A 21,340-nucleotide genomic window follows, 5' to 3' on the forward strand; every position below is an offset into this window, starting at 1 on the left:
CAAGCGATCTGTACTGCTAACGCCATCTGAACGCAGCAATCCGCTAGGGTGATGGAAATCGCGTAGTCAGGCCGCATATTGTCCCCATCTGCCGCCGGAGTAATCCATGTTCAGCAAAGACCTCGAACACACCATCGGCCAGTGCTACAAGCGCGCCCGTGAGGCCCGGCATGAGTTCATGACGGTCGAACACCTGCTGCTGGCACTGCTCGACAACCCGTCAGCCCAGGCCGTACTGAAGGCCTGTGGTGCCGATGCCGACCGCCTGCGCCAGGAGCTGGAGCAGGCCATCGAGGCCTCCGTGTCCCGCCTGGCGGAAGACGATGGCCGCGACACCCAGCCGACCCTGGGCTTCCAGCGTGTGCTGCAGCGGGCCGTGTACCACGTGCAGTCCTCGGGCAAGAAGGAGGTCACCGGCGCCAATGTGCTGGTCGCCATCTTCGGCGAAAAGGACTCCCACGCCGTCTATTACCTCAACCAGCAGGATGTGACCCGGCTGGATGTGGTCAATTACCTGTCCCATGGCATCGCCAAGCTGGGCGATGAAGGCGAGCAGTCGTCTTCGTCCCCGGAGGGCGAGAGCCGCATGGAAGGCGGGGAGGGCGAGCCCAAGGGAGATGCCCTGACCGAATTCGCCAGCAACCTCAACGACCAGGCCCGGGCCGGTCGCATCGACCCGCTGGTCGGCCGTGCCGACGAGATCGAGCGCACCATCCAGGTCCTCTGCCGCCGCCGCAAGAACAATCCGCTGTACGTCGGTGAGGCGGGCGTAGGCAAGACGGCCATCGCCGAGGGCCTGGCCCGCCGCATCATCGAAGGCTCGGTGCCCGACGTGCTGGCCGACGCGGTGATCTACTCGCTCGACCTGGGCGCACTGGTGGCTGGTACCAAGTACCGTGGCGACTTCGAGAAGCGCCTGAAGAGCGTGCTGACCGCGCTGAAGAAGGTGCCCAACGCGGTGCTGTTCATCGACGAGATCCACACCATCATCGGTGCCGGTTCGGCGTCGGGCGGCACCATGGATGCGTCCAACCTGATCAAGCCGGCGCTGGCGTCGGGCGAGCTGCGCTGCATCGGCTCGACCACGTTCCAGGAATACCGCGGCATCTTCGAGAAGGACCGGGCGCTGGCGCGCCGCTTCCAGAAGATCGACATCGTCGAGCCGACGGTGGGCGAGACCTACGAGATCCTGCAGGGCCTGAAGTCCAAGTACGAGCTGCATCACGGTGTGACCTACTCCGACGAGGCCCTGCAGGCCGCAGTGGACCTGTCGGTGAAGCACATCGGCGACCGCCTGCTGCCGGACAAGGCCATCGACGTGATCGACGAGGCCGGTGCCCGCCAGCGCCTGCTGCCCGAGGAGCAGCGCAAGGAGCTGATCGACGTCGAGGAGGTCGAGGCGATCGTGGCCAAGATGGCGCGGATCCCGGCCAAGCAGGTCAGTGCCACCGACAAGGATGTGCTGCAGCACCTGGAGCGCAACCTGAAGATGGTGATTTTCGGCCAGGACCCGGCCATCGAGACGCTGTCCTCGGCGATCAAGCTGGCCCGTTCGGGCCTGGGCAACCCGGAAAAGCCGATCGGCAATTTCCTGTTCGCCGGCCCGACCGGCGTCGGCAAGACCGAAGTGACCAAGCAGCTGGCGTTGCAGCTGGGCATCGAGCTGGTCCGCTTCGACATGTCCGAGTACATGGAGCCGCATTCGATCAGCCGCCTGATCGGCGCGCCTCCGGGCTACGTCGGTTTCGACCAGGGCGGCCTGCTGACCGAGAAGATCGTCAAGACGCCGCATTGCGTGCTGCTGCTGGATGAGATCGAGAAGGCGCATCCGGACATCTTCAACATCCTGTTGCAGGTGATGGACCGCGGTGTGCTGACCGATACCAACGGTCGCGAAGCGAACTTCAAGAACGTGGTGCTGGTGATGACCACCAATGCCGGCGCCGCGCAGGCCTCGCGGCGGTCGATCGGCTTCACCAAGCAGGACCATGCCACCGACGCGATGGAGACCATCCGCCGCAGCTTCACCCCGGAATTCCGCAACCGTCTTGACGCGGTGGTGCAGTTCCAGGCGCTGGGCTTCGAGCACATCCTGCGCGTGGTCGACAAGTTCCTGATCGAGCTGGAGATGCTGCTACAGGACAAGCACGTCAGCCTGTCGGCCACCCCGACCGCGCGCGACTGGCTGGCCCACCATGGTTTCGACCCGCTGATGGGTGCCCGTCCGATGGCCCGCGTGATCCAGGACAAGATCAAGCGTCCGCTGGCCGACGAACTGCTGTTCGGCAAGCTGGTCAACGGCGGCAAGGTCAGCATCGACGTGCGCGACGACGAGCTGGTGGTCGAGACCCAGGCCGAGCCGGAGCGGCTGCTGCCGGTCACGGTGGAATGAGCTGACGCCGCAGGCTTGGCGTGAAAGACTGGAAATGACAAGGGCGGCTTCGGCCGCCCTTGTCGCATGCACTGCAACTCAACGCCCCTGCTGCGCCAGCCGCCTGAAGGTCGCCGCATCGATCGGTTCGATCCGGGTCACGGTGCAGTGGTTGCTGTCGGTTTTCAGTGTGCTGCGGGCATCGCCGCAGATCCGTTCAGGGGTACTGGGCGTGAAGAAGACATAGCTGGCCGAGGCGGCAGCGCCCAGGCAGCGCTTCTGCAGGTGCACCCGATAGTGGTTGTCACCGTCGCGCAGCAGCACCTCGCGTTCCGTGCTGGAGGGGCGGATATCACGATTGGCGCCGAGGGCAATGCACTCGGACGCGTTGGAGGGCTTGCTGGGTTCAGCGGCGAATGCCGCCAGGGGGAGGCTGACCAGCAGAACTGCCGGCAGCAGGACGTGCGGGAGCAGGGCGTTCATGATCGGGAGGGGGTGGCGATCCGGACTGGATCGGATCCCACGATGCCGCGGCGGCTGCAGGCGCGAATCTGCCGCAAGCGGGGCTGACCGACGCCACGGTGAGCTCGGTCACGGTGACCTCCGGCAGGGCCGGATTCCGGGCATGACAAAAGGCCAGCAACCAGGGCTGGCCTTGTCGAGTGGCGCCAGGCGCCGACCGCTTACTTCATGCGGTAGGTGATACGACCCTTGGTCAGGTCATACGGGGTCATTTCAACCTTGACCCGGTCACCGGTGAGGATGCGGATGTAGTTCTTGCGCATGCGGCCGGAGATATGGGCGATGATTTCGTGCCCATTTTCCAGGCGAACGCGGAAAGTGGTGTTCGGCAGCGTCTCGCTGACGGTGCCCTCGAACTCGATGGAATCGTCTTTCGACATGTAGTCCTGTGCGGTTCAGAAAACGGCCACGCTGGGCCTAAGGCGCGGTATTTTACGCGTGACGGCGCCAGCTTGCAAAGTTTGTGTTAACCCCCGGCCAAACGCCGTGCTGGCAGGCGTCCAACCGCCTGGGTCCACGGGCCTTCCCGGCCGTCACCGCGCACGGCCCGGCGCACGTGCTGCAGGAATTCCGCGCGCGGCAGGTGCTCGGCGCCCATCCGCAGCAGGTGCGGATTCTCCACCTGGGCATCGATCAGTTCCCAGCCCCAACCATGCAGGGTGGATGCCAGGGCGGCCAGGGCGATCTTGGAGCCGCCGCTGGCACCACTGAACATGCTTTCGCCGAAGAACATCGACCCGATTGCCACCCCGTAGATGCCACCGACCAGGGTCTGCCGGTCCCAGACTTCAAACGAATGGGCGAAGCCCAGGTCGTGCAGCTGGCCGTAGGCCTCGACCATCGCCGGGCTGATCCAGGTGCCGTCCTGGCCGGGCCGCGGTGCTGCCGCACAGGCGCGCATCACGCGGCTGAAGGCGGTGTCGGCGGTGACCTCCCACGTACTGCTGCGCAGCTGGCGGCGGAACCGGCTGGACAGATGCACGCCCTCGGTGCGGAACACCATGCGCGGGTCCGGCGACCACCACAGGATCGGCTCGCCCTCGCTGAACCACGGAAAGATGCCGCCAGCGTAGGCATTGAGCAGGCGCACCGGGTTCAGGTCACCGCCGACGGCGAGCAGGCCATCGGGCTGGCGCAGCGCGGTCTCGGCTAGAGGAAAGGGGGCGTCCGGCGCATCAGCCAGGCGCCAGGGCAGCTGGCGGGTCATGCCGCCATTGTATTCGCCGTGGTGACCGCTGATGTCTGGCACCATCAGCGTCCAACGGCAAGGAGCCCACGCATGAGTGACGCGATTACCGCCATCCTCGATGTGCACGACAACCCGCGCACGTGCAACGACAGCCAGAGCATGCTGCTGGCGCTGGCGACTGAGCAGCCGGGCCAGCTCGGTGCGCTGATGCGGCTGGCCCTTGCCCGGCGTTCACCCAGCTCGGCCTTTCTCGACATGACGCTGGATTTGCTGCCCGACGAAGCGGTTGCGCCGGTCTGTGCCGAGGCCCGGCGTCGCTATCGTGATGGCGAGCGCGGTGAGCTGCTGGCCAGCGTGATCGAATTCGCCAGCTACCAGGCGCCGCAGGTGCTGCAGGACGACTGGGAGGCCTTGCTGGCGATTGCCAGTGAGAATGAGCTGCAGCTGGCTTCGCAGGTGTGGCGGGGCCTGCCGTCTGCCACTGCCGTGCAGTGGGCGCAGATTCTGGCCGAAGCCGATGACGATCGCGAAATGGCGCGGGCCAGGGCGCTGCTGCTCGCGGCGCAGCCCGAGAGCTATGCCGTTGCCCGCGGCTACCTCGCTGACTGGGGCGCGCTGGATGCTGAGGTCTGGGCGCATTGGGCCGGCGTGGCTGATGGGCCGCTGCCGCGCCGCCTGCATGGGGAGCGGCCGCTGCACATCCGCTTTGGCCGCGAGCAGCATCGCGCGCAGCAGGCGGACGAACCGAGCTGGCGCAAGCGTATCTGGCGCCTGCACCCGACCTGGAATGGTGGGCAGGTGCACCATGCCGGGCAGATGGGAGGGCCGCTGGAAGCGTTGTGTGGCAGCTGCCATGCACCGCTGCAGCGCCTGCTGCGAACCGACGCTGCCGCGCTGCAGCCGGGCGCGGCGGGTGAGATCACGCTGGGCCTGTGCTTGGACTGCTGCGGCTGGGGAGACCCGCCCGTGCGCTTCTATCGCCACGATGCCGTCGGCCTGCCCAGCTGCCACCCCAGCCAGCGTCTGGAGGTGCAGGCCACGCCGACCGACAGCGGTGACCTGATGCGTGCCGAGATCGGCCTGGTCGCCATGGATACCATGCGGTGGCAGCAGCAGGACTGGGGCCAGTCCAACCATCGGCAGAACCTGTCGCGCGTGGGCGGCGCGCCCAGCTGGGTGCAGCGTGCCTGGTACCCGGCGTGCATCGATTGCGGCGAGGAGATGCCCTTCGTGATGCAGCTGGATTCGACGCTGCCGACCACGAGTGAGGGCACGCTGCTGTGGGGCAGCGGCGGCATGCTCTATACGTTCTGGTGCGCGACGTGTCGGGTGAGTGGGCACTTCTGGCAGTGCACCTGAGCGCAGCGTGCTCGCCATTGCACTGGAAGACACCAACCTTATGCCCTGGTGGGTGCCAACCCTGGTTGGCACGCTTCCCGGCGCCGCGCCAGTCGAGCAAGCCCGACTCTACGGCTCTACGCGGAACGGTCCATGCCCCTGCAGCTCCTGCTGGTAGCGCCGCACATCGCGCCGTTCCTGCCGGCACCAGTCCTGCAGTGCTTCTGCGAAATCCGCATCGGCCACCCAGTGCCGGCTGCGCACCAGCGTCGGCAGGAAGCCCCGCGCCAGCTTGTGCTCGCCCTGTGCACCCGGTTCGAATCGGGTCAGCCCTTCGCGCAGGCAGTATTCGATACCCTGGTAGTAGCAGGCCTCGAAGTGCAGGCCGGGCAGGGTGGCGCCGCCCCAGTAGCGGCCGTACAGCGTGTCGCCACCGCGCAGGCACAGCGCGCCGGCAATCGGCTCGCCGTCCTGTTCGGCCAGGAACAGCACCAGCCCGCGGCCCAATGAAATGGCCAGATGGCGCAGGAAGGCCTCGGTCAGCGCCGGGGCGTTGCCGTACTCGAGGAACGTCTGCAGGTAGAAGCGATACATCGCCTGCAGGTCGGCACGGCTGGCTTCATCGCCGTGCACCACGCGGAAGGTGATGCCCTGGCGGGTGACCTTGGCCCGTTCCTGGCGGATGTTCTTGCGATGCTTGTGGTTCATCGCACCGAGGAACTGGTCGAATGTCGCCCAGTCACCCGGGTTCTGCCACTGGAACTGCACGTCTTCGCGCAGCAGCCAGTCATCGCCGAACAGCGCCTCGTCCACTGCGGTGTGGAAGTTGATATGGGCCGAGGACACGTCCAGTGCCGGCAGCGCCTCGCGCAATGCCGGCAGCAAGGTGGCGCGATCTGAATCGTGACGGGCCAGCAACCGCGGGCCGGTGACCGGTGAGTACGGCACCGCGCCCAGCCACTTCGGATAGTAGTCGCGGCCATGACGGGCATACGCGTTGGCCCACGCATGGTCGAACACGAACTCGCCGTGCGAATTGGTCTTCAGGTAGCCCGGAATGGCGCCGACCAAGCTGTCGCCTTCCCAGAGCGTGAAGTGCCGGGGCTGCCAGCCCCAGTCCTCGCGCAGGCAGCCGTGCTGTTCAAGGCCTGAGAGGAAGGCGTGGCTGACGAAGGGGTTCTGCCCGTCGTGCAGGGCATTCCAGTCGGTGGCGGGGATGGACTGCAGGGAGTCGAGGAAGCGGGGGGAAGGCATGAGGGAAGGATAGGGCAGATGAAACAGAAAGGCCGACGCACTGGCGTCGGCCTTTCATCCGGAGTCGGGCGTGGCTCGGCCCTACCGGAGCGGGTCAGCCTCTCAGCTGGCCTTGCCCTGTGCGTCCAGGTAGCGCTCGGCATCCAGCGCGGCCATGCAGCCGAAGCCGGCCGAGGTGATCGCCTGGCGGTAGTGCTGGTCGGCCACGTCGCCGGCGGCGAACACGCCTTCCACCGAGGTCTGGGTGGCATTGCCGCCCAGGCCCGAGCGGATTTCCAGGTAGCCGTTGTTCATCGCCAGCTGGCCGTCGAACAGGGTGGTGTTCGGGTGGTGGCCGATGGCCACGAAGAAGCCGTGGGCGTCGATGTCGCGAGTGCTGCCGTCCTGGGTGGACTTCACGCGCACGCCGGTCACGCCGGCATCATTGCCCAGCACTTCTTCCACCTGGTGGTGCCAGACGGTCTCGATCTTGCCTTCGGCCACCTTCTTGAACAGCTTGTCCTGCATGATCTTTTCCGCCTTCAGTGTGTCGCGGCGGTGGACCAGGTAGACCTTGCGGGCGATGTTGGACAGGTACAGGGCCTCTTCCACGGCGGTGTTGCCGCCACCGACCACGACCACGTCCTGGTCGCGGTAGAAGAAGCCGTCACAGGTGGCGCAGGCGGACACACCGCGGCCCTTGAACTCGTCTTCGGTCGGGATGCCCAGGTACTTGGCGGTGGCGCCGGTGGCGATGATCAGCGCATCGCAGGTGTACTCGTGGCTGTCGCCGATCAGCTTGAACGGACGCTGCGACAGGTCGGCGGTGTGGATGTGGTCGAAAATGACCTCGGTCTCGAAGCGCTCGGCATGGGCCTGCATGCGCGCCATCAGGTCCGGGCCCATCAGGCCGTGGGCGTCACCCGGCCAGTTGTCCACCTCGGTGGTGGTCATCAGCTGGCCGCCCTGCTGCAGGCCGGTGATGACGACCGGCTTCAGGTTGGCGCGAGCGGCGTAGACGGCGGCGGTCCAACCGGCCGGGCCGGAACCGAGGATGACGAGGCGCTGGTGGCGGGAGGGCAGGCTGGTGCTCATGTAAACTCGCGAAAAGGTAGATGGGACAAGGCGCTGGCGATGTTTGCGCAGCATCCTTGGCTGGTCATAGAGTGGCGGCTGGGGCAGGGCGATTCAAGCCGATGAACGGAACGCCGTCATCCAGCAGTGGTTTCGGCCCCCGGATTGGCCTGCCGGACGTCGCATAACTGAAAACTGACGCCGTCTCATTTATTATCAATCACTAACAGCGCATTCCAAAGGTATGGTCTAAGGTGGCGAAGCAGGTCCCCGAACGCTCCAAGTCCGACGACAGCAAGGCGTCACGTCGCACGGCCGCGGCGGCGACGACCGACAATCCACGCCGCCAGCGTCTCTGGCGCGATCTGGGCCTGATCGCCATCGCGCCGGCCCTGCTGTACCTGGCGGCCAGTCTTTTCACCTATTCAGCGACTGATCCGGGCTGGTCGCATACCGGCAGCGTGGTCGCGCCGGTGCACAACCTGGGTGGCCGCGCCGGGGCCTGGATCGCCGACGTTCTGCTGCAGCTGTTCGGCTACATCGCCTTCCTGCTGCCGGTGGTGCTCGGCGCGCTGGCGTGGATCGCCATGTTCGGGCTCAAGCGCGAGAGCAAGGGCGAGAACGACCTGGATCCTGCGCTGCGCCTGGTCGGCCTGGTCGGTTTCCTCATCGCCGGCACCGGCTTCCTGCACGTGCGCCTGTTCAGTGGCGACGTCTCCAGCGCCGGCGGCATCCTCGGCAAGCTGGTGGGCAATTCGCTCACGGTGGGCTTCGGCGCGCTGGGCGCCAACCTGTTCGTGCTGGTGCTGCTGCTGGCCTCGATCACGCTCGCGACCGGGCTGTCCTGGTTCACGGTGATGGAGAAGATCGGCCGCGGCGTGATGTCGCTGGCGCCGTTGCTGGAACGCAAGAAGGAAGAAGTCACCGAGTGGAAGCAGACCCGGGTGATGCGCGAGGAGCGCCAGGAAGTGCGCAAGGCCGACGCCGAGGTGCGCGCCAAGCGCGAGCCGGTGAAGATCGAGCCGCGTCCGGAGCCGGTGATCGAGAAGAGCGATCGCGCCAAGCGCGATACCCAGATTCCGATGTTCCGCGGCGTCAACGGTGATGGCTCGGACCTGCCGCCGCTGGCGCTGCTGGATGATCCCAAGCCGCAGCCCAAGGGCTACGACGAAGAGACGCTGGAGACCCTGTCGCGGCAGATCGAGTTCAAGCTGAAGGACTTCCGCATCGATGCGCAGGTGGTCGGCGCCAATCCCGGCCCGGTCATCACCCGCTTCGAGATCGAGCCGGCACCGGGCATCAAGGTCAGCCAGATCAGTTCGCTGGACAAGGACATCGCGCGCGGCTTGTCGGTGAAGTCGGTGCGCGTGGTCGACGTCATTCCGGGCAAGTCGGTGATCGGCCTGGAAATCCCCAACGTCACCCGCGAGATGATCTTCCTGTCCGAGCTGCTGCGCTCGAAGGAATATGACAAGTCGGCCAGTGTGCTGACCCTGGCGCTGGGCAAGGACATCGCCGGTCGCCCGACCGTGGCCGACCTGGCACGCATGCCGCATCTGCTGGTGGCCGGTACCACCGGTTCGGGCAAGTCGGTGGCGGTCAACGCGATGGTGCTGAGCCTGTTGTTCAAGGCCTCGCCGAAAGACCTGCGGATGCTGATGATCGACCCGAAGATGCTCGAACTGAGCGTCTACCAGGGCATCCCGCACCTGCTGGCACCTGTGGTCACCGACATGAAGGAGGCCGCGAACGGCCTGCGCTGGTGCGTGGCCGAGATGGAGCGCCGCTACAAGCTGATGAGCGCAGTGGGCGTGCGCAACCTGGCCGGCTTCAACAAGAAGGTGAAGGAAGCCCAGGACGCAGGACAGCCGCTGATGGACCCGCTGTTCAAGCCGAACCCGGAACTGGGCGAGGCGCCGCGCCCGCTGGAAACGCTGCCGTTCATCGTCATCTTCATCGACGAATTCGCCGACATGATGATGATCGTCGGCAAGAAGGTGGAAGAGCTGATCGCGCGCCTGGCACAGAAGGCACGTGCGGCCGGCATCCACCTGATCCTGGCCACGCAGCGCCCGTCGGTGGACGTGATCACCGGCCTGATCAAGGCCAACATCCCGACCCGAATCGCCTTCCAGGTCAGCTCCAAGATCGACTCGCGCACCATCCTCGACCAGTCCGGCGCGGAAACACTGCTGGGCCACGGCGACATGCTGTACCTGCCGCCGGGCACCGCGCTACCCGAGCGCGTGCATGGTGCGTTCGTGTCCGACGATGAAGTGCATCGCGTGGTCGAGCACCTCAAGGCGATGGGCCCTGCCGACTATGTCGACGGCGTGCTGGACGAAGTGCAGACGATGGGCGACGGCGTGGTCGTCGGCGCCACCGGCCTGCCCGAGAACAGTTCGTCCGGCGACGAGTCCGACCCGTTGTATGACGAAGCGCTGCGGGTGGTCACCGAGACCCGCCGTGCATCGATTTCCGGCGTGCAGCGCCGGCTGAAGATCGGCTACAACCGTGCAGCGCGACTGATCGAGGCCATGGAAGCGGCCGGCGTGGTCAGCCCGCCCGAGCACAACGGCGACCGCACGGTGCTGGCACCGCCGCCGCCGAAGTAGGACCCGACGTATCCCCCACGACGTCCAAGGAACCGACGCATGCTTCACCCCGTACCAAGCGCGCTGGCACTGGCGCTGGCAGCCTTCCTGGCTGCCGGCCCGGCACTGGCAGACACCGCCACCTCCGCGCCCGCCACGGCGCCGCCTTCCACCAGCGGCGATACCGAAGCCAGCAATAACTTCAGCATTGTCCGTTACCGCGCCGACTACCAGGTGCGGCCGGATGCCGGCAATGTGCAGACCGAAACCTACGAAGTGCTGCTCAAGACCAAGGCCTCGGTCGAGCAGTTCAGCCAGGTGCGGCTGAGCTACAGCGAGAAGATGGAAACCCTGGAGGTGCTTGGCGCCTACACCATCACCGCCGACGGCCAGCGCCGTGACGTGCCGGCCGACCGCATCTACACCCAGGAAAGCTACTCCAGCGCCTCGGCGGCGATGTATGCCGACCGCAAGGTGCGGGTGATCGTGTTCCCGAACCTGGCCCCGGGCACCCGTCTGTACTACCAGGTGCGCCGCACCCAGGCCACGCCGTACTTCCCGGGCTATTTCGGCCTGTGGGAGACCTTCAATGTGTTCACCGAGTACGAGGACGCCGAAGTCACCCTGAGTGCGCCGGCCAACCTGCCGATGTTCATCGACAGCCGCGGCGTGCAGGGCAGCGATCGGCCGACGGTGAAGAACGGCCAGGCGCAGTGGCGCTGGCGCTACCAGCGTCGCGAGGCGATGCCGGCGCAGAACTGGTCGGCGGCGGGCTGGGAGTTCGGCCCGAACATCATGGCCAGTACCTATCGTGACTGGTCGCAGATGGGTCGCGCCTACCAGCTCAAGGCGGGCCCGGCGGCCGAGGTGACCCCGGCGCTGCAGGCGCTGGCTGATGAGATCACCGCGGGTATCAGCGACCGCCGCGAGCAGGCTGATGCGCTGTATCGCTGGGTTGCGCAGAACATCCGCTACGTCGCGGTGTACCTGGGCAATGGCGGGCTGGAGCCGAACAGCGCGCAGAGCATCCTCGACAACCACTACGGTGACTGCAAGGACCACGTGACGATCCTGGAGGCGCTGCTGGCAGCCAAGGGCATCGCCAGCTCGCCGGTGCTGATCGGTGCAGGTGGCGGCCCGACGTTGCCGAAGATTCCGGTGCTGGGCCGCTTCAACCACGCCATCACCTACATTCCCGAGTTTGATCTCTACCTGGATTCGACCACCGCGTGGGCGCGCTTCGGTCAGCTGCCGGAAGGTGATCTGGGTGCGCCGGTGATGCGTACCCGCGACGCCACGCTGGCACGCACCCCGGCCAATACGCCGGAGCGCAATGCCACCTCGATGGAGGTGCGTTTCACCTTCGACGCCAACGGCAACCTGCGCGGCGAGACGATTCCGAAACTGGGCGAGAACGCCGAGATCGGCATGCGCGCCCAGTTCTCCCAGCTCAACGCGCAGAACCGTGCGCGCGCTGAAGAGCAGATCATGGCCGCCTCAGGTTTCGATGGGCGAGGGCAGCTGCAGATCCAGGGCGTGCCGGTCGATCTGACCCGGCCGTTTGGCTATCGCATGGCGTTCCAGGCCGAGGACTACGCCGACTTCAGCGTGGCCGGCGGCATGGCCGTGCCGGACCCGCCGGGTGGCGAGTCGGTGCGTGGCTTGTACGCCACCGCCTCAGCGCCGGCCAACGAGACACCGTTCTACTGCAATGCCAGCCTGCGCGAGGAAACCTATCGCCTGCAGTTCCCGGCCAATGCGCCGATCATCGCCATCCCGGCCAGCCAGCGTTTCGCCAATGCCGCCGGCGAGTACCGGGTGGACTGGAGTCGCGAGGGCCAGGAGGTGATCGTGCACCACCGCTTGCAGCAGAATGCAGTGCGTGGGCCAGAGGCGTTGTGCCAGCCGCAGGACTATCCGGCGTTCCGCGCGCTGTATCGCGAAGTGCGGCGTGGCTTCCGCGGCCAGGTGCTGTACGGCAAGCTGCCGGGATCCGGTGGCTGAATCGCCGATGGACGTTCAGGGCGGCATAATGTCGCCCTGATCGCCCATTCATCTTTCCCCGGGCACACTGGCAACCACCTTTCCTGGCGCCCGCGCCCACAGGATTCCCGCATGAACTTCCGCTTCCGCCGTTTCCTTGCCACCACCACCCTGGCCGTGGCCTGCGCCGCCGCCGGCAGCGCCTGGGCTGGCGCCCGCGATGACCTGAAGACCTTCACCAGCGGCCTGAAGGGCCTGGATGGCCAGTTCAGCCAGCAGGTGTTCGACAGTCGCGGCAAGGTGAAGGAATCAACCAGTGGTCGCGTGGCCCTGTCGGCGCCGCGCCTGTTCCGTTGGGAATACGTGCGCCCGCACGAACAGCTGATCGTGGCCGACGGCAGGAAGGTCTGGATGTACGAGCCGGACCTGGAGCAGGCCACCGTGCGCGAGCAGGGCAAGGAAGAGCAGAACAGTCCGCTGACCGCGCTGATCAACCCGGCGCTGCTGGAGCAGCAGTACGACGTCAGCGAAGAGGCCGCGCAGCGCGACGGCCTGCAGTGGCTGTCGCTGTCGCCGAAGCGCGAGACCGAAGCCAGTTTCCAGTACGCCGCGCTGGGCTTCAACGCCCAAGGCCTGGCCAAGATGGAAATCACCGATGCGGTTGGCCAGCGTACCGTGATCAGCTTCAGTGGCTGGAAGCGCAACCCGGGCTTCGCGGCCGGCACCTTCAGCTTCACCCCGCCGAAGGGCACCGACGTCATCGGTAATTAATGGTGGTCGCCGGGCATGGCCTGGCCCTACCTGCTCTGGTGGGTGCCAACCGGCACCGCCTTGGTGGGTGTCAACCTTGGTTGACACGCTGTTGATCTGCCGGCCAGCGGCCGGCACTACCAGACATCGCGTCCCGCCCGCCGGGCACGGTCCGGCGCTACCGTTGGGCGGCGCGGTACAATGACCGGGTGCCAAGACATCGCTCCACTTCATTCCCCGGACCCGATCTGCTGAGCGTCGATCGGGAACACATGCGCCCGCTGGCCGAGCGCATGCGCCCCCGCACCCTGGACGAAATGGTCGGGCAGAAGCGCCTGCTGGCGCCGGACAGTGCGCTGCGCCGCGCGGTCGAATCCGGTCGCGTGCATTCGATGATCCTGTGGGGGCCGCCGGGCTGCGGCAAGACCACGCTGGCGCTGCTGCTGGCCGAGTACGCCGATGCGGAATTCCGCGCCATCTCTGCCGTGCTGTCCGGCCTGCCGGAGGTGCGCCAGGTGCTGGCCGAGGCCGCGCAACGCTTCGCCGAAGGCCGCCGCACCGTGTTGTTCGTGGATGAGGTGCACCGCTTCAACAAGGCGCAGCAGGATGCGTTCCTGCCGCATATCGAGCGCGGCACCATCCTGTTCGTCGGTGCCACCACCGAGAATCCATCCTTCGAGCTGAATTCGGCGCTGCTGTCGCGTTGCCGCGTGCATGTGCTGGAAGGCGTTTCGCCCACAGACATCGTTGAGGCGCTGGAGCGTGCGCTGGGTGACCGCGAACGCGGCCTGGGTGAAGAGCACATCGAGGTCGCTCCCGAGCTGCTGCTGGAAATTGCGACCGCCGCCGACGGCGACGTGCGCCGTGCGCTGACCCTGCTGGAGATCGCCGCTGAGCTGGCGGGCGGGGAGGGTGGGCGCATCACGCCGCAGACCCTGACCCAGGTGCTGGCCGATCGTACCCGCCGCTTCGACAAGGGCGGCGAGCAGTTCTACGACCAGATCTCGGCGCTGCACAAATCCGTGCGCAGCTCCAACCCGGACGCCGCGCTGTACTGGCTGACCCGCATGCTCGATGGCGGCTGCGATCCGTCTTACCTGGCGCGCCGGCTGACCCGCATGGCCATCGAGGATATCGGCCTGGCCGACCCGCGTGCGCAGAGCATGGCGCTGGAAGCGTGGGACATCTATGAGCGGCTGGGCAGTCCGGAGGGAGAGCTCGCGTTCGCCCAGCTGGTGCTTTATCTGGCCAGCACGGCGAAGTCGAATGCCGGCTATGCGGCCTTCAACCAGGCCAAGTCCGATGTGCGCGAGAGCGGCACAGAAGAAGTGCCGCTGCACCTGCGCAATGCGCCGACCAAGCTGATGAAGGAACTGGGCTACGGCGCCGAGTACCAGTACGACCATGATGCCGAAGGGGGCATCGCACTGGACCAGACCGGTTTCCCGGATGCGATGGGCGAACGGGTGTACTACAACCCGGTGCCGCGCGGGCTGGAAATCAAGTTGAAGGAAAAGCTGGATCGTTTGCGCGCCGAGCGCGAGGCTGCGCGCGCCGCGAAGGGCCGCTGACCCGGTTCATGTGGCGTCGAGCCATGCTCGACTGCTTTTCGCAGCACTTCACGGCTCCCGACAGCCGAGCATGGCTTGGCTCTACATTGTCCTGCACGCGTTCATTTGGCACACTGCGCGGCTACTTTTTCAAGGATCGATGCCGTGCAGGAAATGATTCTGCCGTTGAAGCGCTACGCCCAGTTCGAGGGCCGCGCGAACCGCCGCGAGTACTGGATGTACCAGCTGTTCCTGTTCCTGGTCGCAACGGCAGTGATGCTGCTGGCCGGCGTGCTGGCGATCCTCCTGCGCAACAGTACCGAAGCGCTGGCCGGCATCCTGATCGGCATGGTGGTGATGCTGTGTGTGATGTGGCTGGCCACGATCGTGCCGCTGATCGCAGTGACCGTACGCCGCCTGCATGACTGCAACCAGTCGGGCTGGCTGTTCCTGCTGGCGCTGGTGCCGGGCGGCGGGATCGTGATCATGATCTTCTCGCTGCTGCCGGGCACGCCGCAGGAGAATGTGTATGGTCCGGTGCCTACGGGGCCGTGATGATGCGTGAGTCGAGCATGGCTCGACGCTACAGAGGCAAAGAAATGAAGCCGGCATTTTGCCGGCTTCATCTTTACTTGATGGCGCAATCGCCGAAGGACAGGTAATCGGTGCCCGAGCTGAACTGCAACGTGCAGCTGGCGGTGAAAGTCGCGCCTTCTTCCAGTGCGCCCAGCTTGGCCGCCTGCTGTTCGTCGTCGCTGGTCAGCCGGGCCAGGACATTGCCCTGGTCATCGCCGGCCTCGATCAGTGGCTCGCCCGCCAGGTTGCTGGAAACGCTCAGTGCTACGGCAGTGAATGTCACCGTCTGGTTGAGTTGGTCCATGCTCAACGTCGAGTTGCCGGCCTCTTCAAAGGCCTGGTAGAGCGTTGGCAGATCCTGCGCGGCATGGGCAGCCAGCGGTGCAAGCAGGCCGAGGGTAAGGGCGATCAGTGCCGTGTGCTTCAAGGGTTCTCACAATCATGGGATCCAATCCCATGGCGGTTGTGTGCAGATGAACGCGCCCCGGATGGCGGCAAGTGCCCGCCATCCATGGCTGCGCTGGAAGCGGGGCGATCCAATGCCCCGATGGGCGGCAAAATAGGGGAACTGCTGCCTCTCGTGCAACCCGGGCATGCGCGCGCGTGATACACAGCGTGACGTTTGATCGATGTGATAATCATTCGCGTTTGAGGTAGACTGCGGTCCCTTGTGAACCGGCGGCCCTGGGCCGCTTCTGCCGCCGCTGATGAAGCATTTCGTCCCGCCTACGCGCCGTGGCCCGCTGGCCTGCGGCCTGGCTGCCTTGATGATGGGTCTGCTCCTGGCCACCCCGTACGCCCATGCCCAGCAGCGCAATCCGCTGCAGAAGATCGGCCATACCGTGCTCGACGAGCCAGCGGTCAGCTACCGTTTCGAGCAGTTCGTGGTCGACAGCCCGGACCAGCAGCGCCGCTGGCGGGTGAACCTTGCCCTCCCGGCAAAGGCCAGCAAGGCCCCGTTGCCCGTGCTGTACGCCCTGGACGGCAATGCCGTGGCGATGGTGCTGGACCAGCCGCTGCTGGCCGAGCTGGCCGCGCGCAAGGTGCCGCCGGTGCTGGTGCTGATCGGCTACGACAACGACCTGCGCATCGATTCCAAAGCGCGCACCCACGACTACACCGCTTGGATTGACCGTGCCGACGATGAGAGTGGCACGACCCAGGCGGTCGGCGGTGGCGCCGCAGCCTTCCTGGATGTGATCGAACGCCGCATCAAGCCGGAAGTCGAGCGCCGCGCATGCATCGATGCGCAGCAGCAAGCGCTGTGGGGCCACTCGCTGGGCGGTTTGTTCGTGCTCAATGCGCTGTACACCCGTCCCGCCGCCTTCCAGTCCTACCTCGCGGCCAGCCCGTCGCTGTGGTGGAGCCAGGGCGCGGCGCTGGGTGATCCGGAACAGCAGTTCGTGCAGAACGTGCATGGCCAGCCGGCAAAGCTCTGGCTGATGCTGGGCGGCGCCGAGCGAGTCGGTGATCGTGGCAAGCGCGACATGAACAACCCGCGCGTGGTCGCGCACCTGCGTCGCATCGGCGGCGCCACCCCGGATGCGGCGATGCGGCTGTCCGAGCGGCTGGGCAAGGTGCCGGGCCTGAGCGTGCAGTACCGCGAGTTCCCGGGTCTGGGGCACGGCCCGATGCTGCCGGCCTCGTTCCATGCCGCGCTGCATGAACTGTACGGCGTGACCGACCGCAGCGCCGGCGATGGCGTGCCCAATGGCGGTGACAACGCCGCTGAGTGAATCCCTTCGCACGCGATGCCGTGCGACCCCACTACCCAGGCGAGGCTGCCGACGTGCAGCGGCCCAGGCAACCGATGAATCCCGCGCCACGTGGCGCGGCCTACGTGTGCAAGGAGCCTTCCATGTCGTTCCGTCCGTCTTTCCATCTCACCTCTCTCGCCGCCGGCCTGTTGCTTGCGGTGACCGCCACCGCCCAGCCCGTGTTCGACCAGCCGGCCAACGCCACCTTCAAGGGTGAGGTTGTCTCGCGCGGTGAGAATGTGGTTCCCGGCAGCACCGCCGACGTGGTCGGTCGTGGCTTCGTGCCGGGCCAGAAGGTCAGCCTGCTGCGTGGCGACAGCGTGCTCAACGCCCAGCCGGTGGTGGTCGATGCCGATGGCAACTTCAAGACCCAGCTGAGCATTCCGGCCGACGCGGTGCCGGGCACCCATCCGGTGGTGGTGCGCGCCAGCCAGCCGGCTGCGGCCACGGTGCTGAAGCTGCGCGTGTCGCCGCAGCTGCCGCTGTCCGGCCAGGCGCAGTTCGCCACCCAGTCCAACAAGCTGGTGCCGGGCCTGTACCAGTCCGCGTACAGCGCGGCCAGCAATGCCGTGTTCGTCACCTCGGCCGTGGGCCGCCCGCCGGTGACCCAGTCGCAGCTGCTGAAGCTGGACCCGAAGTCGCTGAAGGTGACCAAGGCGATCACCCCGGCGCAGGTGCCGGGCAGCACCAATGGTGCGGTCTATGCGGTCTACGGCGTGGGCGTGGATGACACCAACGGCAATGTCTGGGTCACCAACACCCGCCAGAATTCCATCGCGGTCTATCGCCAGAAGGACCTGTCGCTGGTCCATCAGTTCCCGGTCGATGCCGTGCCGCACGCGCGCGACGTGGTGGTCGACGGCACGCGCGGCAAGGTGTTCGCTTCTGCCACCGGCGAGGACCACCTGTCGGTGTTCGATGCGAAGACCTTCAAGGAACTGCCGCAGGTGACGCTGGAATCCGGCGTGGACGACGGCAAGTTCACCCCGATGAGCCTGGTGCTGGATGAGAAGGGCGGCAAGCTGTTCACCGTCAGCATCGGCACCCCGGAGGCGGCAGTGATCGATGTGGCCAGCGGCAAGGTCGAGAAGGTCATCGATCTGGGCAATTCGATCAGTGCCTCGGGCGTGGCCTTCGACGCGGCGCGCAACCGCCTGTACGTGGCCTCGCAGGGCACCGACAACCTGCTGATCGTCGACGTGGCCGCCGGCAAGGTGCTGCACGATGTGCCGGTCGGCGCCGGCGCGCTGAACGTCGCCTTCGATGATGCCTCCGGCCTGGCCTACGTCAGCAACCGTGGCGCTGGCACGGTCACCGTGGTGAACGGTGACGGCAAGGTGGTCGCCAATCTTGATGGCGGCACGCTGCCGAACCACGTCCGCGCCGATGGCAAGGGCAACGTGTTCGCGGTGAACAAGTCGCGCGGCGCTGAAGACCCGAAGGGTGACCGCATCACCCGCATCACCCCGAAGCAGTAAGTCACACGGTGGGGCGGCGTGCGCGTCGCCCTGCCAGCAAGGAGAATGTGCATGAACATCGCGTCCCGTCTGCGCCTGTGTGCGCTTCCGTTGGCTGTTTCGCTGGCGTTGGCTGCCTGTGGCGGCTCGTCGGCTCCCTCTGATGCCAATACGCCTGCCGAGTCGCCCGCAGCAACGGCGGCCGCTGCGGAAACCGCGCTGCCGGCAGGCTGGCAGCGCGTGGCAGGAGCCGAAATGCCGGCCGTGCACGGCCAGAAGGCGGTGCTCCCAGCCAAGGTGCATTCCGATGATGGCGCCGATATCGAAGTGGCCGATACCAGCCGGATCATCGCCGGTGGCGACGACGTCATCGCGGTGATCGAAGCACTGGGGCTGGGCAAGCAGGTATTTGCCGCGCCGACCAACACCACCACCCAGGCCGGCCTGGCCGCGCCGCACCAGTTCCTGTTCAACCGAACCACTGGCGTGGAGGGCGTGCTGAGCCTGCAGGGCTCGCTGTTCCTCGGCAACAGCCTGCGCCGCCATACCGAACTGGCCAAGAAGCTGCGCGAAGTGGGCGAGCCGGCGGTAGTCATCGATGACCTGCAGCCAGCGCCGGACAAGGTGCGCAAGGTCGCTGCTGCACTAGGGCTGGCCGAGGCAGGGCAAGCACTGGCCACGCAGGTGCAGCGTCAGCTCGACGAGGCTGCAGCGATTGGCAAGGGCCTGGGCCATGCGCCACGACTGATCCACGTGTCGGCCACCGGCGCTGGCGGCTCACCGACTGTTGCCGGTGCCGACAGCGCCTCGGCGCAGCTGATCGCGCTGGCTGGCGGCGTCAACATCGGCACCGAGGCGGGGGTGAAGAACTACTCGCAGCTGAGCAATGAAGGCGTGGTCGCCGCAGCGCCGGAGGTGATCCTGGTGACCGAGCATGACCTGCAGCTGTTCGGCGGTGCCGAGGGCCTGTGGAAGGCGTACCCGACGCTGAAGCAGACCCCGGCTGGGCAGGCCAATCGGGTCTGGGTGATGCCGGACGTGCAGCTGAAGTACACCAGTGTCGGTTCCGGTGCGGGCGCGCTGGCGCTGGCCAAGGCCCTGGCGGCGTTGCCGAAGGCATGAGTCCGGCGGATCGGCGCCGCCGTCGCGGGCGGACGATGTTGCTGGTGGCGTTGCTGGCACTGCTGGGTGCGGTGCTGGCCTCGTTCGCCGTGGGCCCGCTGCGGCTGCCGCCGCTGGAGGTGATGCAGGCGTTGGCGGTGAAGCTGGGTCTGCTCGATCCGCAGGCGGTCAGCAGCCGCGATCTGGCGGTGGTCTGGCAGCTGCGTATTCCGCGTGCCCTGTTGGGCGCGATGGTCGGCGCGTCATTGGCGATGGCCGGCGCCAGCCTGCAGGGCCTGTTCGGCAATCCGCTGGCCGACCCGGGCATCGTCGGTGTCAGCCAGGGTGCTGCGCTGGGTGCAGTCGCAGCCATTGTTCTCGGCGCTGCGGGCGCAGCCGGTTGGCTGGTGCCTGTAGCGGCATTCGCCGGCGGCGCGCTGGCGATCGGCCTGACCTACGCGCTGGCGCGACCCGGCAAAGGCAGTGGCAATGCCACGCTGCTGCTGGTCGGCATCGCGATGGCCGCGTTCTGCTCGGCGCTGATCGGTTTCCTCACCTACATCGCCAGCGAAAGCGAACTGCAGTCGCTGGTGTTCTGGCAGATGGGCTCGCTGGCGCGTGCCAACTGGGCCGATGTGGCGGCGGTGGTGCCCCTGTTCGCCATCGGCGTGTTCGCGTTGCAGCGGTTGGCCACGCCGCTGGACATGCTGGCGCTGGGCGAACGCCAGGCACAGCACCTCGGGCTGGACGTGACCCGCACGCGGCGTCGCCTGGTGGCGTTCAGTGCGCTGCTGGTGGGCGCGGCGGTGGCCTTTGCCGGTTCGATCAGTTTCGTGGGCCTGGTGGTGCCGCACGTGGCACGCCTGCTGGTCGGCCCCGGGCATCGCTGGCTGCTGCCGTTGTCCGGCCTGCTCGGTGCGCTGCTGATCGTAGTGGCCGACACCGCGGCCCGCACGCTCGATCCGCCGGCGGAGATTCCGCTGGGCTTGTTCTCGGCCGCGCTGGGCGCGCCGTTCTTCCTCTGGCTGGTGCTGCAGCAGCGCCGCAAGGCGGCCCCATGAGCGCGTTGCTGAAGCTGCATGAGGTGGTGGTGCGCCGCCAGCAGTGCGAGATCCTGCATGGCATCTCGCTCGCGTTCGAGCCGGGTACCGTGACTGCGCTGGTTGGCCCGAACGGCGCAGGCAAGTCCACGTTGCTGGCGGTAGCGGCCGGCGACCTGCGCGCCGATGCGGGCGAGGTGAGCCTGTTGGGCAAACCGCTGGCCAGCTACAAGGCCGGGCCGCTGGCGCGCGAGCGCGCGGTAATGCCGCAGGAGCACGGCGTTCGTTTCGCCTTCAGCGTAGAGGAGGTGGTGGCGATGGGCCGGTTGCCACACCCGCCGGACCCGGTCACGGACGATGCCCGGGTGGAAGCGGCCATCGATGCCGCCGAACTGCAGGCGCTGCGCCTGCGCGAGGTGCAGCAGCTGTCCGGTGGCGAGTCCGCCCGCACCACGTTCGCGCGTGTGCTGGCGCAGGATACGCCGCTGCTGCTGCTCGATGAGCCGACCGCCGCGCTGGACCTGCGCCACCAGGAGCGCACGCTGCGCAGTGTGCGCGCCTGTGCCGAAGCCGGTGCGTGCGTGATCGTGGTGCTGCACGACCTCAATCTTGCCGCCGGCTATGCCGATCGCATCGTGCTGCTGGAGCAGGGCAGGGTGGCAGCCGATGGTACGCCGCTGCAGGTGCTGACCGAAGACAACCTGCAGCGCGTCTACCAGCAGGACGTGGTGGTGCTGGAGCACCCAAGGCGCGGGGTGCCGCTGGTGGTGGTGACCTGAGCGAGGGCCCGCCAGGTTGCTCCGGG

Annotated in this window: 18 protein-coding genes; 12 read left to right on the forward strand and 6 right to left on the reverse strand. The window is 66.9% G+C overall.

Features of this window, described 5'->3' with window-relative positions; translation table 11 throughout:
* Positions 1-106 precede the first annotated feature (106 nt).
* Positions 107-2,392, forward strand: coding sequence for an ATP-dependent Clp protease ATP-binding subunit ClpA (gene clpA, locus AC5P9F_RS11145; RefSeq protein ID WP_005409594.1), 2,286 nt, complete (start codon positions 107-109; stop codon positions 2,390-2,392).
* Positions 2,393-2,470: 78 nt separating this feature from the next.
* On the opposite strand, the gene AC5P9F_RS11150 is transcribed toward clpA, so the two are convergent.
* From AC5P9F_RS11150 to aat, 3 genes are all read right to left on the reverse strand, one after another.
* On the reverse strand, positions 2,471-2,854 hold the full coding sequence (locus AC5P9F_RS11150) for a hypothetical protein (protein WP_032966709.1): 384 nt from the start codon (positions 2,852-2,854) through the stop codon (positions 2,471-2,473).
* 200 nt (positions 2,855-3,054) lie between these two features.
* The gene (gene infA / locus AC5P9F_RS11155) at positions 3,055-3,273 is read right to left on the reverse strand and encodes a translation initiation factor IF-1 (protein ID WP_005409596.1); all 219 of its coding nucleotides are present in this window, start codon (positions 3,271-3,273) and stop codon (positions 3,055-3,057) included.
* 86 nt (positions 3,274-3,359) lie between these two features.
* On the reverse strand, positions 3,360-4,100 hold the full coding sequence (aat, locus tag AC5P9F_RS11160; RefSeq protein ID WP_274850223.1) for a leucyl/phenylalanyl-tRNA--protein transferase: 741 nt from the start codon (positions 4,098-4,100) through the stop codon (positions 3,360-3,362).
* A 72-nt stretch (positions 4,101-4,172) separates the two neighbouring features.
* Between aat and AC5P9F_RS11165 the strand changes: the two genes are divergently transcribed.
* On the forward strand, positions 4,173-5,441 hold the full coding sequence (locus AC5P9F_RS11165) for a hypothetical protein (RefSeq protein ID WP_274850212.1): 1,269 nt from the start codon (positions 4,173-4,175) through the stop codon (positions 5,439-5,441).
* Positions 5,442-5,549: 108 nt separating this feature from the next.
* Here the strand turns inward: AC5P9F_RS11165 and AC5P9F_RS11170 are convergent, their stop codons facing one another.
* The gene (locus AC5P9F_RS11170) at positions 5,550-6,674 is read right to left on the reverse strand and encodes a GNAT family N-acetyltransferase (protein WP_062606991.1); all 1,125 of its coding nucleotides are present in this window, start codon (positions 6,672-6,674) and stop codon (positions 5,550-5,552) included.
* 102 nt (positions 6,675-6,776) lie between these two features.
* A complete protein-coding gene (trxB, locus tag AC5P9F_RS11175) occupies positions 6,777-7,748 on the reverse strand; it encodes a thioredoxin-disulfide reductase (protein WP_062606993.1) in 972 nt (323 codons plus the stop codon).
* Positions 7,749-7,981: 233 nt separating this feature from the next.
* Here trxB and AC5P9F_RS11180 point away from each other — a divergent pair, with 233 nt between their 5' ends.
* The 5 genes from AC5P9F_RS11180 (at position 7,982) to AC5P9F_RS11200 (ending at position 15,159) form a co-directional block, all read left to right on the forward strand.
* Positions 7,982-10,342, forward strand: a complete 2,361-nt coding sequence (locus AC5P9F_RS11180) for a DNA translocase FtsK (protein WP_005413288.1) — start codon at positions 7,982-7,984, stop codon at positions 10,340-10,342.
* 39 nt (positions 10,343-10,381) lie between these two features.
* Positions 10,382-12,325, forward strand: a complete 1,944-nt coding sequence (locus AC5P9F_RS11185; RefSeq protein WP_005409602.1) for a DUF3857 domain-containing protein — start codon at positions 10,382-10,384, stop codon at positions 12,323-12,325.
* Positions 12,326-12,436: 111 nt separating this feature from the next.
* A complete protein-coding gene (lolA, locus tag AC5P9F_RS11190) occupies positions 12,437-13,075 on the forward strand; it encodes an outer membrane lipoprotein periplasmic chaperone LolA (RefSeq protein ID WP_024958744.1) in 639 nt (212 codons plus the stop codon).
* A gap of 251 nt (positions 13,076-13,326) precedes the next feature.
* Complete coding sequence (locus tag AC5P9F_RS11195; protein WP_005413290.1) at positions 13,327-14,625, forward strand: replication-associated recombination protein A; 1,299 nt, start codon at positions 13,327-13,329, stop codon at positions 14,623-14,625.
* 144 nt (positions 14,626-14,769) lie between these two features.
* Entirely contained in the window at positions 14,770-15,159 is a 390-nt protein-coding gene (locus AC5P9F_RS11200) for a DUF805 domain-containing protein (RefSeq protein ID WP_099531218.1), read from the forward strand.
* Between the two features lie 73 nt (positions 15,160-15,232).
* On the opposite strand, the gene AC5P9F_RS11205 is transcribed toward AC5P9F_RS11200, so the two are convergent.
* The gene (locus AC5P9F_RS11205) at positions 15,233-15,607 is read right to left on the reverse strand and encodes a hypothetical protein (RefSeq protein ID WP_274850214.1); all 375 of its coding nucleotides are present in this window, start codon (positions 15,605-15,607) and stop codon (positions 15,233-15,235) included.
* Positions 15,608-15,887: 280 nt separating this feature from the next.
* Here AC5P9F_RS11205 and AC5P9F_RS11210 point away from each other — a divergent pair, with 280 nt between their 5' ends.
* The 5 genes from AC5P9F_RS11210 (at position 15,888) to AC5P9F_RS11230 (ending at position 21,314) form a co-directional block, all read left to right on the forward strand.
* Positions 15,888-16,916: an alpha/beta hydrolase gene (locus tag AC5P9F_RS11210; RefSeq protein WP_111189499.1), complete on the forward strand. Its 1,029-nt coding sequence runs from the start codon at positions 15,888-15,890 to the stop codon at positions 16,914-16,916.
* A gap of 122 nt (positions 16,917-17,038) precedes the next feature.
* Entirely contained in the window at positions 17,039-18,415 is a 1,377-nt protein-coding gene (locus tag AC5P9F_RS11215; RefSeq protein ID WP_111189500.1) for a YncE family protein, read from the forward strand.
* A 51-nt stretch (positions 18,416-18,466) separates the two neighbouring features.
* Entirely contained in the window at positions 18,467-19,516 is a 1,050-nt protein-coding gene (locus AC5P9F_RS11220; RefSeq protein WP_044570091.1) for a heme/hemin ABC transporter substrate-binding protein, read from the forward strand.
* Complete coding sequence (locus AC5P9F_RS11225; protein ID WP_049450246.1) at positions 19,513-20,556, forward strand: FecCD family ABC transporter permease; 1,044 nt, start codon at positions 19,513-19,515, stop codon at positions 20,554-20,556. Before AC5P9F_RS11220 ends, AC5P9F_RS11225 begins: the two co-directional genes overlap by 4 nt.
* A complete protein-coding gene (locus AC5P9F_RS11230) occupies positions 20,553-21,314 on the forward strand; it encodes a heme ABC transporter ATP-binding protein (protein WP_274850215.1) in 762 nt (253 codons plus the stop codon). The genes AC5P9F_RS11225 and AC5P9F_RS11230 overlap by 4 nt, the downstream gene beginning before the upstream one ends.
* Positions 21,315-21,340 lie beyond the last annotated feature (26 nt).

This window comes from Stenotrophomonas sp. YJH_SMC_4 (assembly GCF_059371575.1).

Coding starts and splice junctions, on each gene's coding strand:
- aat (WP_274850223.1), bottom strand. CDS start 4,100: ATGACCCGCCAGCTGCCCTGGCGCCTGGCTGATGCGCCGGACGCCCCC.
- AC5P9F_RS11225 (WP_049450246.1), top strand. CDS start 19,513: ATGAGTCCGGCGGATCGGCGCCGCCGTCGCGGGCGGACGATGTTGCTG.
- AC5P9F_RS11150 (WP_032966709.1), bottom strand. CDS start 2,854: ATGAACGCCCTGCTCCCGCACGTCCTGCTGCCGGCAGTTCTGCTGGTC.
- trxB (WP_062606993.1), bottom strand. CDS start 7,748: ATGAGCACCAGCCTGCCCTCCCGCCACCAGCGCCTCGTCATCCTCGGT.
- AC5P9F_RS11220 (WP_044570091.1), top strand. CDS start 18,467: ATGAACATCGCGTCCCGTCTGCGCCTGTGTGCGCTTCCGTTGGCTGTT.
- AC5P9F_RS11170 (WP_062606991.1), bottom strand. CDS start 6,674: ATGCCTTCCCCCCGCTTCCTCGACTCCCTGCAGTCCATCCCCGCCACC.
- AC5P9F_RS11195 (WP_005413290.1), top strand. CDS start 13,327: ATGCGCCCGCTGGCCGAGCGCATGCGCCCCCGCACCCTGGACGAAATG.
- AC5P9F_RS11165 (WP_274850212.1), top strand. CDS start 4,173: ATGAGTGACGCGATTACCGCCATCCTCGATGTGCACGACAACCCGCGC.
- infA (WP_005409596.1), bottom strand. CDS start 3,273: ATGTCGAAAGACGATTCCATCGAGTTCGAGGGCACCGTCAGCGAGACG.
- clpA (WP_005409594.1), top strand. CDS start 107: ATGTTCAGCAAAGACCTCGAACACACCATCGGCCAGTGCTACAAGCGC.
- AC5P9F_RS11230 (WP_274850215.1), top strand. CDS start 20,553: ATGAGCGCGTTGCTGAAGCTGCATGAGGTGGTGGTGCGCCGCCAGCAG.
- AC5P9F_RS11185 (WP_005409602.1), top strand. CDS start 10,382: ATGCTTCACCCCGTACCAAGCGCGCTGGCACTGGCGCTGGCAGCCTTC.
- AC5P9F_RS11215 (WP_111189500.1), top strand. CDS start 17,039: ATGTCGTTCCGTCCGTCTTTCCATCTCACCTCTCTCGCCGCCGGCCTG.
- AC5P9F_RS11210 (WP_111189499.1), top strand. CDS start 15,888: ATGAAGCATTTCGTCCCGCCTACGCGCCGTGGCCCGCTGGCCTGCGGC.
- lolA (WP_024958744.1), top strand. CDS start 12,437: ATGAACTTCCGCTTCCGCCGTTTCCTTGCCACCACCACCCTGGCCGTG.